The organism is Acidithrix sp. C25 (assembly GCF_904848545.2).
The window spans coordinates 360,160-377,297 of sequence record NZ_CAJHCI020000002.1 but is presented as its reverse complement, the minus strand read 5'-3'; the positions used below and the strand labels follow the sequence as shown (position 1 = coordinate 377,297).

General features: G+C 47.1%; 17 protein-coding genes and 1 pseudogene. 16 read left to right on the top strand and 2 right to left on the bottom strand.

The genetic code is table 11. The annotated features are described in order from the left end of the window. Positions 1 to 497 precede the first annotated feature (497 nt). Positions 498 to 737, bottom strand: coding sequence for a ferredoxin (locus tag ACIDITHRIX25_RS94870; RefSeq protein ID WP_052606879.1), 240 nt, complete (start codon positions 735 to 737; stop codon positions 498 to 500). A gap of 256 nt (positions 738 to 993) precedes the next feature. Here ACIDITHRIX25_RS94870 and arc point away from each other — a divergent pair, with 256 nt between their 5' ends. The 4 genes from arc (at position 994) to ltrA (ending at position 6,751) form a co-directional block, all read left to right on the top strand. Beyond that, complete coding sequence (arc, locus tag ACIDITHRIX25_RS94865) at positions 994 to 2,718, top strand: proteasome ATPase (protein ID WP_349632171.1); 1,725 nt, start codon at positions 994 to 996, stop codon at positions 2,716 to 2,718. 64 nt (positions 2,719 to 2,782) lie between these two features. Continuing rightward, a complete protein-coding gene (gene dop / locus ACIDITHRIX25_RS94860; RefSeq protein WP_201733119.1) occupies positions 2,783 to 4,276 on the top strand; it encodes a depupylase/deamidase Dop in 1,494 nt (497 codons plus the stop codon). A gap of 14 nt (positions 4,277 to 4,290) precedes the next feature. Beyond that, a complete protein-coding gene (locus ACIDITHRIX25_RS94855; RefSeq protein ID WP_052606877.1) occupies positions 4,291 to 4,491 on the top strand; it encodes a ubiquitin-like protein Pup in 201 nt (66 codons plus the stop codon). A 1,018-nt stretch (positions 4,492 to 5,509) separates the two neighbouring features. After that, on the top strand, positions 5,510 to 6,751 hold the full coding sequence (gene ltrA, locus ACIDITHRIX25_RS94850; RefSeq protein WP_201733118.1) for a group II intron reverse transcriptase/maturase: 1,242 nt from the start codon (positions 5,510 to 5,512) through the stop codon (positions 6,749 to 6,751). Positions 6,752 to 6,867: 116 nt separating this feature from the next. On the opposite strand, the gene ACIDITHRIX25_RS94845 is transcribed toward ltrA, so the two are convergent. Beyond that, entirely contained in the window at positions 6,868 to 7,032 is a 165-nt protein-coding gene (locus ACIDITHRIX25_RS94845) for a hypothetical protein (RefSeq protein WP_160291738.1), read from the bottom strand. 146 nt (positions 7,033 to 7,178) lie between these two features. Between ACIDITHRIX25_RS94845 and ACIDITHRIX25_RS94840 the strand changes: the two genes are divergently transcribed. The 12 genes and pseudogenes from ACIDITHRIX25_RS94840 (at position 7,179) to ACIDITHRIX25_RS94785 (ending at position 17,113) form a co-directional block, all read left to right on the top strand. Continuing rightward, a complete protein-coding gene (locus ACIDITHRIX25_RS94840; RefSeq protein WP_052604805.1) occupies positions 7,179 to 7,385 on the top strand; it encodes a hypothetical protein in 207 nt (68 codons plus the stop codon). An 80-nt stretch (positions 7,386 to 7,465) separates the two neighbouring features. After that, entirely contained in the window at positions 7,466 to 7,867 is a 402-nt protein-coding gene (locus tag ACIDITHRIX25_RS94835) for an APC family permease (protein ID WP_201733117.1), read from the top strand. A 68-nt stretch (positions 7,868 to 7,935) separates the two neighbouring features. Continuing rightward, positions 7,936 to 8,232: pseudogene (gene tnpA / locus ACIDITHRIX25_RS94830) on the top strand (IS200/IS605 family transposase); the annotation flags it as partial. Next, a complete protein-coding gene (locus tag ACIDITHRIX25_RS94825; protein ID WP_502756216.1) occupies positions 8,232 to 8,336 on the top strand; it encodes a hypothetical protein in 105 nt (34 codons plus the stop codon). The pseudogene tnpA and the gene ACIDITHRIX25_RS94825, both read left to right, overlap by 1 nt. Before the next feature lie 373 nt (positions 8,337 to 8,709). Then, a complete protein-coding gene (prcB, locus tag ACIDITHRIX25_RS94820) occupies positions 8,710 to 9,534 on the top strand; it encodes a proteasome subunit beta (protein WP_249685730.1) in 825 nt (274 codons plus the stop codon). Next, positions 9,534 to 10,214, top strand: a complete 681-nt coding sequence (prcA, locus tag ACIDITHRIX25_RS94815) for a proteasome subunit alpha (protein ID WP_052604800.1) — start codon at positions 9,534 to 9,536, stop codon at positions 10,212 to 10,214. Before prcB ends, prcA begins: the two co-directional genes overlap by 1 nt. Before the next feature lie 67 nt (positions 10,215 to 10,281). After that, positions 10,282 to 11,757: a Pup--protein ligase gene (pafA, locus tag ACIDITHRIX25_RS94810; RefSeq protein ID WP_235347624.1), complete on the top strand. Its 1,476-nt coding sequence runs from the start codon at positions 10,282 to 10,284 to the stop codon at positions 11,755 to 11,757. 77 nt (positions 11,758 to 11,834) lie between these two features. Beyond that, positions 11,835 to 12,413 carry a signal peptidase I gene (lepB, locus tag ACIDITHRIX25_RS94805; RefSeq protein ID WP_052604799.1) on the top strand — a complete coding sequence of 193 codons (579 nt, stop codon included), beginning with the start codon at positions 11,835 to 11,837 and terminating at the stop codon, positions 12,411 to 12,413. Positions 12,414 to 12,577: 164 nt separating this feature from the next. Next, positions 12,578 to 12,916 carry a hypothetical protein gene (locus ACIDITHRIX25_RS94800; protein WP_201733116.1) on the top strand — a complete coding sequence of 113 codons (339 nt, stop codon included), beginning with the start codon at positions 12,578 to 12,580 and terminating at the stop codon, positions 12,914 to 12,916. Positions 12,917 to 13,031: 115 nt separating this feature from the next. Beyond that, positions 13,032 to 13,538: a Sec-independent protein translocase subunit TatA/TatB gene (locus tag ACIDITHRIX25_RS94795; RefSeq protein ID WP_201733115.1), complete on the top strand. Its 507-nt coding sequence runs from the start codon at positions 13,032 to 13,034 to the stop codon at positions 13,536 to 13,538. Positions 13,539 to 13,630: 92 nt separating this feature from the next. Then, positions 13,631 to 14,356, top strand: a complete 726-nt coding sequence (tatC, locus tag ACIDITHRIX25_RS94790) for a twin-arginine translocase subunit TatC (protein ID WP_152625874.1) — start codon at positions 13,631 to 13,633, stop codon at positions 14,354 to 14,356. Positions 14,357 to 14,497: 141 nt separating this feature from the next. Beyond that, positions 14,498 to 17,113, top strand: coding sequence for a DEAD/DEAH box helicase (locus tag ACIDITHRIX25_RS94785; RefSeq protein WP_201733114.1), 2,616 nt, complete (start codon positions 14,498 to 14,500; stop codon positions 17,111 to 17,113). Positions 17,114 to 17,138: the final 25 nt, after the last annotated feature.

Sequence of the window (17,138 nt, the reverse complement as noted above, 5' to 3'; positions counted from 1 at the left end):
GAATACCATCAAATCATTGATTACACCAAAGATGCACCCCTTTGAATCGCGTATATTTCTACTCTAAGCCAAAGTGTCTAAGCCAAAGTGTCGGCCCAGGGCACTTCTTGGCAATGGCCCAGCCTCCTCCCAAAAAACGATGACTAAGTTTTTGCTGGTTTTAGGATGAGCGTGCCTATCTGCTTGTCTTCTTCTGAAAGTGCGGGGCAAATAAAAAGACCAAGACCTGCCATGAATCAAGGTCCAAAACCTTCTAGCGATAGGCTCCTGGGTAAATGTGAATTATTAGACATTGCAAATTCTTCTGCGGCCATGCGATTCCGATGGCTCTGGGATTGAAACTATCCTCGAAAGCAAGTAGCAGGTGACTCTGTGCTGTAGCCACCTGCTAAAAGATCTTTCCATATTTAGCGCTAAGGAGTTAATTGGAGTCTTTTGGAACTGTTTTTAAATTTAGATGTCCATGGCCCTAGGGTCTTTACAACCTGGTGCGATATCTAAGCTTCCATCTCCACAAATATACATTCACCCGGGCATTCTTCGGAAGCTTCGATAACTTCGCTCTCTTTGGATGATGGAACCAGCGCCATCTGCTGGGCTCCGCCGGGAGAGTTGAAGACTGTGGTCTCATCCTTTACGTATGCAAGGCCATCGTCTTGAAGGGTAAATACGGAAGGGCAGATCTCTTCACAGAGTCCATCCCCAGTACATAGATCTTGGTCAATCCAGACTTTCATTCTTTGGTCCTTCTTATATCACGTGATTCGTTTGGCTCGTTTTGACTTACTTTTTAATTCAACGTTGATTACGCAAGATATAAATTTAGAAGGACAGCGTCCTTTATTGGGCACATTTTGACAATTACGATGCAATCGAGGTAACTAGTTCATCAAAACGCCTTTTGTCTGTGTCAAAAGTGTCGACATAGGGTGTAGCGTATGGCTTAGGGAGGTGGTCTCTACGACTAGCAATGACGATTTTAACAGTGAATCATTGAATGGAAATGCAACGCCGGAAGAGTTGGTGGCCGTGCTTACTGAGCAGGTGGCAGAGCTTAGACAGCGTTTGCAGGATTCGCCACTTAGGATGCGGGCCCTCGAAGAGAAACTTCTTGAGGTTAATGGACAGCTATCTCAGACAGTTACACGTAATGAGAAGCTAACTGTTACCCTTCAGCAGGCAAGAGAGCATATCGCCACACTGAGGGAAGAGGTTGAGAAGCTAACTCAGCCACCAAGCGCCTATGGCATTTTTTTATCGTTGAATGATGATGGCAGTGCCGATATCATCACATCGGGGCGGAAGATGCGCGTCTCTATGCATCCAGATCTACTGGATGAAGAGATAACGATTGGACAAGAGGTCGCACTTAATGATTCTTTTGCTGTAATTTTTGCACGATCCCCAGAGCGGGTCGGCGAGGTTGTAACTGTCAAGGATGTGTTAGAGCCTGGTAAGAGGCTCTTAGTCTCGGCTCGAGCGGATGAGGAACGAGTGGTAGAAGTCGCTGGAGATGCACGCTATGAAAAGCTGCGCTCGGGGGATTCGGTTCTATTGGACACCCGGACGAATCTGATCCTAGAAAAGCTCCCAAGGCCTGAGGTGGATGAGTTGGTCCTAGAAGAAGTCCCAGACGTCTCCTATGAGGATGTGGGTGGTCTCGACACTCAAATCGAAGAGATTACCGATGCAGTCGAATTACCATTCTTGCACCGAGCACTCTTTTTGGATTATCGACTTCCGGCTCCAAAAGGAATATTGTTATATGGTCCTCCAGGTTGCGGAAAGACATTAATTGCAAAAGCGGTAGCCAATTCGTTGGCTAAGAAGGTAGCGGCGATAAAAGGCGAAGCTACTGGGCGTAGTTACTTTATGAATATCAAAGGGCCGGAACTTCTAAATAAGTACGTTGGAGAGACGGAGCGTCAAATTCGACTGATCTTTCAGCGAGCTCGTGAAAAGTCTGAAGAGGGCAATCCAGTCATAATCTTCTTTGATGAGATGGATTCACTCTTTAGAACCAGAGGTACCGGTATCAGCTCAGATATGGAGTCAACCATAGTCCCACAACTCTTGGCCGAAATTGACGGTGTAGAGACGCTTAGGAACGTTATTGTTATCGGCGCCTCTAACCGAGAAGATCTGATAGATCCAGCAATTTTGCGCCCAGGACGCCTTGACGTGAAAATTAAAATTGAGCGTCCTAATGAGACAGCAGCGACACAGATCTTTGGTCGATATTTCACCTCTGACCTTCCGCTTGATCCGTCAGAGGTGAAAAACCTCGGCGGCGGAGATCGAGAAAAGACAGTTCGTTCGATAATTGAGCGAACTGTCGAAGAGATGTATCGTACAGACGAAGAGAATCGTTTCCTCGAGGTGACTTATCAAAATGGAGACAAGGAGATCCTCTATTACAAGGATTTTTCTTCTGGTGCCATGATTGAGAATATCGTGCGTCGAGCTAAGAAATTAGCGATCAAGCGAGCAATTGCTGGGTCGGATGGCGGAATTTGTACTCAGGATTTGATTTGGTCGATCGCCAAGGAATACAAAGAGCACGAAGACTTGCCCAATACTACCAATCCTGATGATTGGGCCAAGATCTCGGGCAAGAAGGGCGAGCGTATCGTCTATGTGCGAACCCTAGTTGCTGAAGGTAAAGAGGCAAAGGGTGGTCGAGCGATTGAGAAGGTGGGAACTGGCCAATATCTATAAATTATTGGTTACGATCACTAGGTCACTTCCCGAAGATGATGTTTATTAAGGATATGTGCTAAGTATGGCAGTTGCAAAAGTGTGTGGAGTTGAGACTGAGTATGGAATTCAAACAGTTGGTGTGGCGGATGCCAATCCAATAACCTCTTCATCGATGCTTGTCAACTCTTACGTAACGCAGATCTCAAAACGCGTTGGATGGGACTTTGACGACGAGTCTCCAATGGTAGATGCTCGGGGCTTTCAGCGGGAGTTCTTGTTGGGCCCCGAGGTCGAAACTCATTTGGTCAACACGGTTTTGACAAATGGTGCTAGATATTACGTAGATCACGCCCACCCTGAATACTCCTCTCCTGAGTGCTTGACGCCGCGCGAAGCTGTTGTCTTTGATAAGGCAGGCGAGGAGATCCTTCGACGCTCAATGATTGCGGCTTCCAAGGTCTTGCCTCAGGGCCAATCCATAGTGGTCTATAAGAACAATTCTGATCGAAAGGGTAATTCTTATGGGACTCATGAGAATTACATGATGGATCGCAACGTTCCATTCGCCAAGATCGTAGAGCAAGTTACCCCTTATTTTGTAACGCGACAAATCTTCGCAGGTGCTGGAAAAGTCGGTACTGAGATGAGCTACGTTCCGAAGGAGCAGGTTCCATTTCAGATCTCACAGCGAGCTGATTTTTTTGAAGAAGAGGTCGGTCTCGAAACGACTCTCAAGCGGCCCATTGTAAATACCCGAGATGAACCTCATGCCGATGCTACGAGATATCGTAGGTTGCATGTAATTCTTGGGGATGCAAATATGTCTGAATTCTCAACGTGGTTGAAGGTGGGCGTAACGGCCCTTATCTTGGCGATGATAGAAGATGGAGCCTTGGATGGGATAGAAGCATCGTTGGAGCACCCTGTTACAACGCTTAGAACGATATCCTATGACGTCACTCTCAAAAAGGTTCTAAGGCTTGCCTCTGGTAAGACGATTACCGCCTTGGATCTTCAACATAGATACCTAGAGCGAGCTAAACGATATTCTCAGAGCCACGGCCTTTTGGCTTTGGGTGACGAGGTTGAGGCCAAGCAACTCCTTGGCGCTTGGGAAGAGACTCTTGGACTTCTAGAGCGGGACCCTATGCTGGCCGCTGATCGTCTCGATTGGGTTGCCAAATATAGGTTGGTCCAGGGCTATCAGCAACGACATGGCCTTCTATGGGATGACCCAAAGCTTGCAGCGATTGATTTGCAATATCATGACATAAGACCGGCAAAATCTTTGTTCTATAGATTGAATATGGAAAATGTGGTTAGTCCAACTGAAATAGCGGATGCGGTATATGAGCCACCAAAACGAACTAGGGCATATTTTCGAGGTAAATGTTTAGAAAAATATGGACCTTCGGTGGCGGCTGCTAACTGGGATTCTATGATTTTTGATCTTGGTGAGGATCCTTTGCGTAGGGTTCCTATGATGGATCCGCTAAGAGGTAGTGCTGAGCACGTCGATGAATTAATTAGAGAATGCGCCACAGCTGCTGAGCTGATAAAACGGTTGGGTTCTTAGAACGGGAGTTAACGATGGCTGAACGTGAGATGATTCGAAAAACTGCGTCGACTCGAACAGAAGAGACGGTAGAAGAGGAGGTCACGCCAGGCACGGCTGATAAGTCAGACAAGCTTAAGGCTGAGCTTGATGATTTGCTCGATGAAATTGATGAAGTTCTAGAAGACAATGCGGAGGAGTTTGTCCGCAACTACGTTCAAAAAGGTGGACAATAACTTCTTGTGGGGCTAATACCCAAAGAACAGAGACGCAAGATCATCTTGATGTAGTGGCTCAACTTTTGGGTGATAATAAGATCTCTAGTTCGATCTAGATCAACTGGATGACGCTATCTCTCTCTGGGCATAATTATGGCGGATTTAGCAGGTTCGGTTTATCTGATTTGGGCCTGCTAGCTGGCAATCTCTTTGGACGATTAAGAAAATTGAAGAGCCTATAGTCGATTTTGATATCGGTTTTTGTTTTGGTGCCGAGACTCTACTTGCAGCAGAAGCTACCCTTCACTGTCACATTACCCTAGAGGCTATCGATTCATCACCATTTGGGAACAATTTGAACTTGGCCTATCCCTACTTTCGGCGTGCGTCATGAATGAAAGAGGTTGTAAATCATGTAGAAGCTGATAACAATCACACTGCAATGCTACATAGATGATGGAGGTAGGCCCTCCGGGATCGCCTTTTGGGAGGAGATTCCAAACCACCTTATCGATAATGGCACGGGGCATTAGCTAAAGACTGTTGTCCAAAGCGGTACTAAAAAAGTTAGAGCAATGACTCTTTCAGGTATGAGTTAAGAAGACGAGTGAAAACAAACCACTGACGAAGCGTTCGAAATTGGTATGGATGATGTCGAAACCGAGGGACGTCGAACTTTCGGGACAACTTGGAGACTAACCCAATTAGTGCTCCTTGGGCATCCGGCGTGTAGGTGGCGTGAGCTTAACATCAGGCGTTTATGTGGAACATGAGAACCCAGTCCTAGACGTTCTTGGCTAAGCCCACATGGGCTAAGCCCAAAGATGAGGAAAAACCTACAAGTTGCAGATCAACAAGAGGGAAAGTACCAAATGCCTATGGATTGGGGGCGGACCATCCCGTAGTAGCTACGAAGTCCTTGTAATGAGGATGGAGCCAAGGGGATGGAGTGAACAGGAAATGCAAATGAACAACTTCTCAAGGTAAAAGTTGAGGGGGAGGGATCAAATGTCAAGACCACGACAAGAAAAAGCTTTTGACAAAAGACAAGTACGTCGTACTTAAAGCATACAAAGAGGCAAAAGCCAATCGAGGAGCACCAGGGATTGATAAGCAGTCCATCTCAGTCTTTGAGATGGATCTAAAGAACAATCTCTACCAACTCTGGAATCGAATGGCTTCTGGAAGTTATTTTCCAGCGGCAACTAGATATGTCGAGATAGACAAGTCAGATGGCGGTAAAAGAATCCTAGGTATTCCAACCGTCAAAGATCGCATCGCCCAAGGGGTAGCTAAAGCCTACATAGAGCCAAGATTGGAAGAGGTCTTCCACGAAGACTCCTATGGTTACAGGCCGAATCGCTCAGCCCATGATGCCATTGAAAAAGCACGCAAGAGATGTTGGAAGTACGATTGGGTCATTGATCTAGATATCAAGGCCTTCTTGGACACAATAGATCATGAACTGCTGCTAAAAGCTGTCTCTATGCACGTATCAGAGCCATGGATAATTCTCTACATCAAACGTTGGTTGAAAGCTCCAATGCAAAACAAAGATGGACAACTAATAGATCGAGAGCAAGGATTACCCCAAGGCGGGGTGATTTCTCCGATTTTGGCGAATCTGTTCTTACATTACGCTTTTGACAAATGGATGGTAAAGAACTTACCCTATGCCCCGTTTGAACGATACGCGGATGACCTTTTGGTACATGTGGAAACAAAGAAACGAGCCGAAGAGATCCTAGAGGCTATAGGTCAGAGAATGACGCAGGTCAAGTTGGAGTTACATCCACAAAAGACCAAAATCGTCTATTGTAAGGACTCCAACCGTAAAGGAGAGTTCGAACAAATACGCTTTGACTTTCTAGGATTTACCTTTGCACCACGCTACGCCCGCAATAAGTTCAAGCAGCAGTTTAACAACTTCCTGCCAGCGGCTTCAGATAAAGCGGTAGAAGAAATGGGCAGAGAACTTAGGCGGTTTCGTATTCACCTCCAAACAGGCCAAACCATAGCCGAACTCGCCAGGCTTTACAACCCGGTGATCTTAGGCTGGATCAACTACTATGGACGCTTCTACAAATCCAGATTAGGCCAACTCCTCCGACGTATCAATATCTATTTGATTAGATGGGCACGCAAAAAGTACAGGCGACTTAGCATACGAGCAAATGCTTGGAAATACCTATCTCAAATAGCCGAACGTGAACCCAATCTTTGGGCTCACTGGTCATTTGGGGTAATACCAAAAGTCGGTTCGCTAGGAGCCGTGTGAATTGAGAGGTTCACGCACGGTTCTGTGAGAGCGGGGAGGGGAAGTTCCTCCCCGCCACTCGACAACCACCCCATGAAAGCCCAGGTCATGACCATATTGGTGTCTGGATTTGGGCACTACAGTTGAGCAATCACCTTCTTGGTTCGAGCTAGGGTATCTACTACTCCAAGAATAGAGTAGATCTCTTTTTGGGTAGAGTTTGGAGTAGAGGAGATACGAAGGTTATGTAGACGTTTGTTATCATCTAACATCGTTACGTTCAAGCGGCTATGGGTAGACACTTGAGCAAGAATGCTGTGAACACTTCTTTTGTCACCGGCTTGAGATAAGCTAAGTGCAATTGCTCCATAGCCCTAGGTGTCAAGGGAGTTGGCATCTATTCGAATAGAATACCAACCATGCAGGGCGAGAACTTTGATCGAACACGATGAAGCCTTATCCAAAGGATCAAAAAGAAGCTGTTGTCAAGAGGCTGAGGGAGCTGTTGTCAGATCCCAATGCACCCAGAGGTGCAATCGCCGATTTGGCTAAACAAGTCCAGATACCAAAGACAACTATCTACATCTGGAATCGTGAATTAAAGGACCAGATAGATCGCCAAGATCCAACTAAGCAAATGTGCCAACTATCTTGACACTCACCGGGTGCGTTTTGATTGTTAGTCGAGATCGGCGTCGGATCAAGCCGACCACGAAAAGCGATACAAGCGATGAAATGGCTAGATTTGGCTATGTCCAGGATTTGAGTCGGTCTCTTCGTTTTTTTACTCTTTTTGGAGTCTCGTCTTCGATTATTTCGATTAGGACGGGAATTTTTCTCGCCTATGGCGACGCCCTAAATAACTTTGGACCAGCAAGCATTTGGGAGTGGTTGGTGGTTGGAGTCGGACAACTTTTAGTTGCAGGAGTGGTGGCTGAACTGGGCATTCGGATTCCACTAGTTGGATATGCATGCCAGTGGAGCTCGCGCTTGGGCGGATCGGCCTATGGCTGGTTTGTCGGTGTCTTTGGATTGCTATATATGACGGTGGGTGGCGGAGCTATCTTTTTGATACGCCCCGGAAATCTTGGAGACTCCAAGTCTTGGGTTAAGGAGTCATCATTATGGCAAGAGTAAAGAAGTGCTCACCCGAAGTTCGTGATCGATGATTAGCGTAACCCGAGGCATGTGGTCTATATCAATTTCATGCCCACATTGTACTGGTTCCTAAATATCGCCGTTATGTGATGACGAACAGAGTAAGTAACGAGATCAAATCCGCTCTCATTGAAGTGTGTACTCGTTTTGATTCCATCTCCGATGCTTTTGAGATAGACGGTGATCATGCTCACCTGTCGATAACCAACGCAGCTAAAGTTGCTTTATCAAGGCTGGTGATGTTGATGAAGACGCTCGCAGCCATGAGAGCAAGCCAAAGAACTGGCCGGAAGTCCGAGATGCTTTGTGGGGGAACCACTTCTGGTCACCCTCATGGTCGATAGTGTCTTGTGGTGGAGCCCCATTAGAGAAAGTAAAGAAGTACATAGAAAAGCAGAAACTCCCAAGAGGTAAATCAGGGAGACCAAGAAAGGATGGGGTCGCTTGACCCCTCCCTTACGGAGGGGATTGCGCTCCCATTGGTTTAAATTTATGGAGCTGCTAGTTCTTTTAGATGCAATCTTTCGTTGCACCAGCGCATTGCCTGGTTGTGCTTTGACGCTTTAGTGCCATTGACCTAAATGACCTAAATGGCCTAAATGAAAAAGTGCAGGCGAATTTTGATCCACTTCGGGCGACTGGAGGGTTGTAGAATTCCAATGAAGTTTTAGCAATTCAATAGGGAAATTGCACCAAAGTGAATTTGCTTGAACGGCCTAAGAGCTGCCTTGGAAGTGTTCGGAATTGTTGATCACTGCCGTAGGGTAATAAGGTAATGGTTAGAGTCCGTTTCAGGTAGAAGTGGATAGGAGAGAGTTACGGTGAGTTTGCCGATTTTTCGTCCAACAGAGGACCCAGGTCCGAATTTTTTGATGACGCTCGATAGAGCAGGTCTGTCTCCATTTGACAGTGGAGGCATTGCTTCTTCTTTGAGCACTTCCAATGGTCAACTTAGCGTTCCTCACGGCACAACAATTGTTGCATTTAAGTTTTCCGATGGGGTGGTAATGGCGGGAGACCGTAGAGCCACTGAGGGTAATTTTATTGCACATCGTAGGATCGAGAAGGTATTTGCGGCTGATCGCTACTCAGGAGTGGCCATAGCAGGTGCAGCGGGTCCGGCTATTGAAATGGTCCGACTTTTTCAAACCCAGCTGGAACATTACGAAAAGGTCGAGGGTGTCGTGCTCTCCCTTGAGGGTAAGGCAAACCAGTTAGGACAGATGATCCGAGCTAATTTGCCCATGGCAATGCAGGGTCTCGCCGTTGTCCCACTCTTTGCTGGATGGGATCAGATCCGTGGGATCGGGAGAATCTTTGCCTACGACATTACAGGTGGGCGTTATGAAGAAGTTGCATTTCAGACGACCGGTTCGGGTGGTAGGGACGCAAAGGGCACTATCAAGGCCGGTCTGAGGGAAGACGTTCCACTCTCTCGCCAAGGTGCGCTCGAACTTGCTATCTCGGCTTTGACTGAAGCAGCCGAAGAGGATTCAGCAACTGGCGGTCCCGACCTGGCAAGGAAGATCTTCCCAGTTGTTGCAACTATCACTAGTGCGGGCTTTGAAGCCGCTAGTGATGAAGAGATCGGTGCAATCGCGGTAGAAGTATTTGGAAATCGTAGAGGGATTGGAGGCGGCCAATAATGAGTATGCCGTATTACGTAGCACCTGAACAGGTAATGAAGGATCGAGCAGACTACGCTCGAAAGGGAATTGCTCGTGGCCGCTCACTTATTTGTGCGATCTTTCAAAATGAGATACTTCTTTGTGCTGAGAACCCATCTAAGTCCTTGCACAAGGTCTCGGAGATCTATGATCGCATAGCTTTCGCCGGCGTTGGTAAATACAATGAATTTGACCAACTTAGAGTCGCAGGGATTCGTCACGCTGATACCAAAGGCTATGCCTATTCGAGGGATGATGTAGATGCTCGGTCGCTTGCCAATCTTTATGCCTCTTATCTAGGTCAAGTCTTTACCCATGAGATGAAACCCCTTGAAGTTGAGATACTCGTCGCTGAACTCGGAAGGAAGAACTTTCGGTCGCAATTGTTCCATATTCTCTACGACGGTACGGTAATGGACGAAGATCGTTTTACGGTTCTAGGAGGCGAATCGGATGCAATTGCGACTCGCTTTGGCGAGACTTACGACGCCTCGGACTCCCTAAAAGGTACCCTAGCCTCGGCCATCTTAGCCTTAGGTGGTCCAGAACGAAAGCTTGGGGCCCATGATCTTGAGGTTGCAGTATTACAGGACAAGAATGGTCGCCGTACTTTTAGGCGCATCATTGGAAGCGAATTGAGTGAATTGCTCGAGGAGTGAATTTTTCGATGAAGGTATGATAGGGACCTAGAGGGAAATACTTTTCCCTCTAGGTCTAGGCGGCTAGGTGACCCTATCGACGCTTCACTGGCCAGAAACGACCATGGCGAATTTAAAATTATTGGAGATCTTGGTTCGAACGGCGTTTTGGGTCAAAGATGTATATGGAGAGAATGCTTTGACACTTGAAAAGAGAATCTTTGGCCTTGAAAATGAATACGGGGTTACCTGCACGTTGCGTGGTCAGCGCCGCCTCAGTCCGGACGAGGTGGCCCGATATCTCTTTAGAAGGGTCGTCTCTTGGGGCAGAAGCTCGAATGTATTTTTAGGAAATGGCGCCAGACTCTACCTCGATGTAGGCTCACACCCTGAATATGCCACGCCTGAGTGTGATTCGCTCTATGACTTGGTGGCACACGACAAAGCAGGCGAAAAGATCTTAGAAGGATTGGTTTTTTCGGCTGAGGCTCGAATGCGAGAAGAGGGCATTCGGGGCGTCGTCTATTTATTCAAAAATAATACCGACTCGGCCGGAAACTCATATGGTTGTCATGAGAACTATTTGACCACTAGGACCGATGATTTTTCAAAATATTCGGATATCCTCATTCCATTTTTTGTGACTCGTCAGATCTTTGCTGGTTCGGGTAAGGTCCTCCAAACCGCTCGAGGGCCGGTTTATTCGATTTCACAGAGGGCTGAGCATATTTGGGAGGGCGTATCTTCTGCAACGACCCGTTCGCGACCGATAATCAACTCTCGAGATGAGCCACATGCGGATGCCGAGAAGTATCGACGCCTGCATGTAATCGTCGGCGACTCCAATATGAGTGAATATACAAACTTTCTCAAAGTCGGAACGACTACGGTTTTGTTGAGAATGCTTGAGGATTCCGGCGTGGTGTTGCGTGATCTGTCAATTGAAAATCCAATTCGTGCCATTCGTGAGATCTCGCACGACCTCACCTGCACCAGGAAGATCCGTCTAGTCAATGGGCGCGAGCTAAGCGCACTTGAGATTCAGAATGAATATTGTGAACGCGCAGTCAAATATCGTGATCTGCAAGGATTGCCCGATCAGGAGTCCAAAGCCCTCGATATGTGGATCTATGTGTTAGAGAATATAGCCATCGACCCATTTAGGCTTGGCCGCGAATGTGATTGGGTTATTAAATACAATCTACTTGAGGCGTTTATGGCCCGTAATGATGTGACGCTGGGCCATCCGCAGATCTCACTTATCGACCTTCAGTACCACGACGTATCAAGAGATCGTGGAGTCTTTTACAAGCTGCAAAAGCGTGGTTTTGTCGAGCGAATGGTTAGCGATGAGGCTATTGAAGCAGCGGTGGAGACCCCTCCTTCAACGACGCGTGCCAAGCTTCGTGGGGAATTCATAAAGCGTGCAAATGAGAAGCGCCGCGACTTTACTGTCGACTGGGTTCACCTTAAATTGAACGATCAAGCGCAACGGACGGTACTGCTTAAAGACCCATTTCGATCTGAAGACGATAGGGTAGATAAGCTGATTGAGAGTTTGTAAGCTCTTTTGTTCGATTTGTAAGCTAAATCGGAATTGTTGGTGTATTTTTGCCGAATTCCGAGGTCCGAGGAGAAACTTTGTCTGATCCAAATGAAGCCGGTAAGAATGCTGCTAAATTAGCTCGTTCGGATAAGCCAAGACGATGGTTACGCCCGAATTTAATAGCATTTGGACTTTCGATCACTTTTGCGATTTTAATTCGGTTATTTGTCTTTCAATCTTTCTATATTCCATCTGGGTCGATGATACCAACTCTTATGATAAATGATCGAATTGTTGTGTCAAAGGTAAATTTTGCCTTGTTTGGCGTCAAGAGAGGCGACATGGTCGTCTTCGTTCGTCCAGCTGCAGACAAGGTCGACCCGACGATCAAAGATCTGGTGAAAAGGGTAGTTGGCTTGCCGGGTGAGACGATCTCTGCCTCACATGGACACGTTTATATAAATGGCACGAGGCTCAGTGAACCTTATCTACCCAAGGGGGATTTCACTTACAATCTTCCGCCGACTAAAATTCCGCCCGGTGACTATTTCATGATGGGAGATAACCGTGGAAATTCGTACGACTCTCGATTTTTTGGTCCAGTTCCCGGTTCGCTATTCGTGGGGCAGGTAGTTTTGAGATACTATCCCTTTAACCGAATCGCAATTCTGTAGTCGATGACTGAGTCTCAATTGACATGCTTTTAGCTTGAGCGGTTCACCTAACGTTCTCCTCAACTTTTTAATCTTCGCGGTCGATAACCAAGGTTAGCAACGTAAAAAAATTAGTCACGTTGTTAGGTTATTTGTATGGATGCAAATTTGCGAAGGGAGTCGCGATGCCTTTAATTAAGGCTAGCTGTCCGACCTGTGGTGATGTCGAATTGACGCTAGCAGACATCAAAGTTATGGTTTGTTCAACAGATGGGCAGGCCTCCTACAATTTTAGGTGTCCTAGTTGCCGCTATAGGGTTTCCAAGCCTGCTGAGAAGGCTGTTGTAGATATTTTATTGTCGTCGGGTGTGACCATGAGTTTTTGGAGAATGCCGATGGAACTCGAAGAGGACCATCAAGGCGAACCAATCTCTTATGACGAGCTGATGGACTTTCACTATCAGATTTCAAATGATGGTTGGCTGGATCGACTTATAGAGAAGGGGTCTACTAAAGAAGAGTAGTTTCTTGTCGGTTCCAGGTGAGTATTCTAAGGTGGGAGTTCTTAATGTGACCTATCATCACTTATCTTTAGAATACGCTCAACGTTGTCACCAATAACAGAGTATCTTGGTTGATATGTTCAACTTAGATCCGACAAAGTTGTTGATTATTGCAACTGTTGCTTTGATAGTCCTTGGACCCGACAAACTTCCTGTCGCAATGCGCCAAATTGGAAAGTACTGGAATGAGTTTCAGAAGGTTCGTGGGCGCATTCAGACCGAGATGAATGGTGCTCTAAGTACCATTACCGAGAGTGTAGGCCCTATCTCATCCTTTGTGGACTCCTCTATTGGTTCAATCAAAGGACCGCTAGGTTCAGCCATGTCTCTCAAAGGACCTCTAGGTGCTGCAGCTTCACTATTGACTACGTCCGCAGTGGCGCCTTCACAAGCGCATGCAGCATCTATGTTTGGGACCAACTCGATCACCCAAGAGGAATCTAACGTCGACCCCCAAGGCGCTAATACGTCTGGTGGGGCTAATTTGTCGTTAAGCTGGAGTGCCGATGCGACTTTACGTCCATGGAGCCCAATTGAAGGCGTGGATCATCTAGGATTCAACGCAGATCCCTATTGGAACTAAGAAGTTTCCTAAACTAGCAGTTGGTCTCGAATTTGAAGAATATAAAGGTACCTAGAATATCGCTCAAACACAAAGGTGATAAAGATGGCTCGATGAGCATCTTTGAGCATTTGGCGGAGCTTAGATCGCGAATGACCAAGATTGCACTTGCGATATTGGTTGGATCGGTGATCTCTTATATCTTCTATAACCAAACGTTAAATTTCTTTACCCAGCCTTACTGTCACGTATCAGGAGTATCCTCATGTTCGCTTTATGTGACGGGTCCCTTGGATGGCTTTGCGCTGAGAATTAAGATTGCAGGATATGGCGGAGTCTTTCTTGCATTGCCGGTAATTTTGTGGCAACTATGGCGTTTCATTACGCCGGGCCTTCGAAAAAAGGAAAAGCAATATGCGGTTCCATTTGTCCTAGCGTCTTTGATTCTCTTTGTTAGCGGTGCATATGTTGCTTACTTTATCTTTCCGCACGCCTTAGCCTTTCTGCAGGCAGCCGGTGGGAAACAGCTCAAGCAGATCTACACGCCTTCAAGCTATTTGAACCTGATATTCTTGCTCATGGCGGCCTTTGGGGCTTCATTTGAGTTTCCGGTATTACTTGTGGCTCTTGAACTTGCTCGAGTTGTTACCCCAAAGAAGCTAGCCTCGGTTAGACGATGGGCAATTGTAATAATCGTTACAGTGGCAGCTGTTGTGATTCCTAGCTCTGATCCGTTTTCACTGTTTGCTCTAGCGATCCCTTTGGTGGTCTTTTATGAGGTGGCGATCCTGATTGGAAGAGTTTTGGTTCGCGAGAAAAAAGAGATCAAGGCTAGCTAATTGTGAAATACCTAGCTAAGGTGGTTTTCTTTTTAGAATTTGCCATAAGATCAGTTGTATCAAAGCTTTAATCAACTGACGAAATAGCCCCCATTGCTCACTACTCCTAGTTACAAATCGTTTATCGAACGAACAGGATTGATGCCGGATCCTTTCCAGCTGAAGGCTTTTGCAGCGATCGACATGGATCGTTCGATACTGGTTGCTGCTCCTACGGGAAGTGGAAAGACGCTGGTGGCTCAATATGCCGTTGATCGCTCTCTCTCGCTGGGTCTGAGAGTCTTTTATACGACTCCTCTAAAGGCACTGTCAAATCAAAAGTTTTATGAGTTCATAACTCTCTATGGTCCCGATCGGGTCGGCCTTCTAACGGGGGATAACGTTGTAAATCCAGATGCTGAAGTTGTGGTTATGACGACGGAAGTACTTAGGAACATGCTCTATGAGGGTAATGCCGATCTGGGCCGATTGGCATATGTGGTTATGGACGAAGTCCATTATCTGCAGAACCCTTATCGCGGTGCGGTTTGGGAAGAGGTGATTATTCACCTCCCTGAGTCGGTCTCTTTGGTTTGTCTATCGGCAACAGTCTCCAACTCCGAGGAGTTTGGTGATTGGATTAGAACCGTTCGAGGCCCTACAGATGTGGTGGTTGAGACGAAGCGTCCCGTTGAGTTGGTGCATCTCTACGGAGTTGCCGAAGATCGATTCAATGGCCTAAACATTATGGAGGCAATAGTAGATGGTCGCCCTAACCCAGATTGCTCACGCTATGACGATCCTCGCTCTCAAGGGCTTATCGTTCGAAAGAGGCCGCTGAGACGAAGCGGCGTTCCACGACGCCTTGAGGTGGTCGAGTTCTTGAAGGATGAATCGATGGTTCCCGCTGTCTTCTTCATCTTTTCACGACAAGGCTGTGAAGCAGCCGTTGAGCAGTTGGTGCGTGCTTCGGTACGTTTGACGACCCCGGCAGAGCGAAGCGAGATTCGTGCAATCGTCGATAGGTCTATTACTAATCTTTCATCGGAAGATCTGGAAGCTTTAGGGTTTTCGACCTTTATGGCTGGTTTAGAGTCCGGTATAGCGGCGCACCATGCGGGGATGGTCCCGCCACTAAAAGAGGCAGTTGAAGAGTGCTTTTCAAGAGCGCTAGTGAAAGTTGTCTTTGCGACCGAGACCCTTTCCTTGGGGATCAATATGCCAGCTCGGACCGTTGTGATTGAAAAGTTAAACAAGTTCAACGGCGAGACTCATGAGCTTCTTACTCCGGGTGAATATACACAGCTTTCAGGGCGAGCAGGACGTCGCGGAATCGACGAGATAGGTTATTGCCTTTCGCTTTGGTCTCCATTTGTAAGCTTCGATCAAGTCTCTCATTTGATGCTGACAAGCAGCTATCCCCTTACTTCATCTTTTCGACCCACTTACAATATGGCCGCTAATTTGGTGAAGAGTTTCGAGCCCGAGATTGCGCACAACTTGTTGAATCTTTCATTTGCACAATTTAGATCTAACGCAGAGATAGTGCGTTTAGAGGCGCGATTGGCCAAGCTTAGAAGCCAAGAAGATGAGTTGCTAGAGGCGGCGTCGTGTGAATTGGGTGACGTTGAGGCTATATATGATTCGGTGAAGAAGAAGGATCGGGCTCCAAAGGTTGGCGTTGCGCCTCCTCCAGAGCGCTTGATCCACCTCCATCTCTCTAGGTTAAGACCGGGAGATGTCATCATAGCACCCAGCGAGGGAGAGTCTCATTTTCCAACACGATTGGCTATCGTCTCTAGCTCGAAGAAAAAGGGCGGGCGAATTAGCGCGTGGGCGATCAGTACAAGTGGTCAGAAGTACCTTCTGCGGCCCAATACGATCGATTTTATTCCTAAGGTCGTTGGTCGCATCGAGGTAGAGGTCCAGTACGATCCCAAGGACCATGACTATCTTCATCTTGTAGCTGACCATTTAAGGGATATGCCAATAGCCGACTGTTTGTTGGTAGAGCCATTGCTCCAGCGTCGCACTGGTCAAAGAGAGCTCGAGGAGGCAAATGAAGATGAGATGAACGAACTTCGGGATAAGCTTCGACGTTGTCCAGACTTTACGAGACATATAGCCGCGATAAAGCGGCTCCGGCGGATTCAACTCACAACTGGGGAGCTCAGACAGAGCGTTAAGTCCAATACAGAGTCCTTGGCTAGGCAGTTTGATCGAGTCCTTGAGGTGCTCACGACTCACAATTTTGTTGTTGACTGGGAACTTACAACAAAGGGCGAGCGTCTAGCTGGTCTCTTTCATGAATCTGATCTGTTGATCGCTCTTGCCTATGATAATGGAGTCTTTGCGGGGTTAGATTCAGTTGAGCTTGCATCTCTTCTGTCGGTCTTTGTCTATGAGCCGCGTACTTCAGCTCCAGGGTCGGATCGTTTCCCGTCTCGTGAACTTGAAAAGAGATTTAATTTGGTGTGCGATATTAGGGCGGAACTAAATCGCGAGGAGTCCCGCCTTAGAATTCCTCCAACCAAATCAGTCGAGTCCGGATTTATGGTTTACGCCGGCGCTTGGGCTCGAGGCAGAGACCTCGCCAGCGTCATAGGCGATCATGGAGTCCCTGGTGGAGACTTCGTTCGATTCATGAAGCAGATTATCGATTTAGCGCGCCAGTTAGCCTCGGTGGTGGACGATCCGCAGGTAGCTTTGAACCTGTCGTCATTGAATCGCCTTTTGTGTCGAGGTGTCGTGGAGGCTTCCATCAGAGTTCAGCGGTGACATTGTACTAAGGTTGCACGCTAGC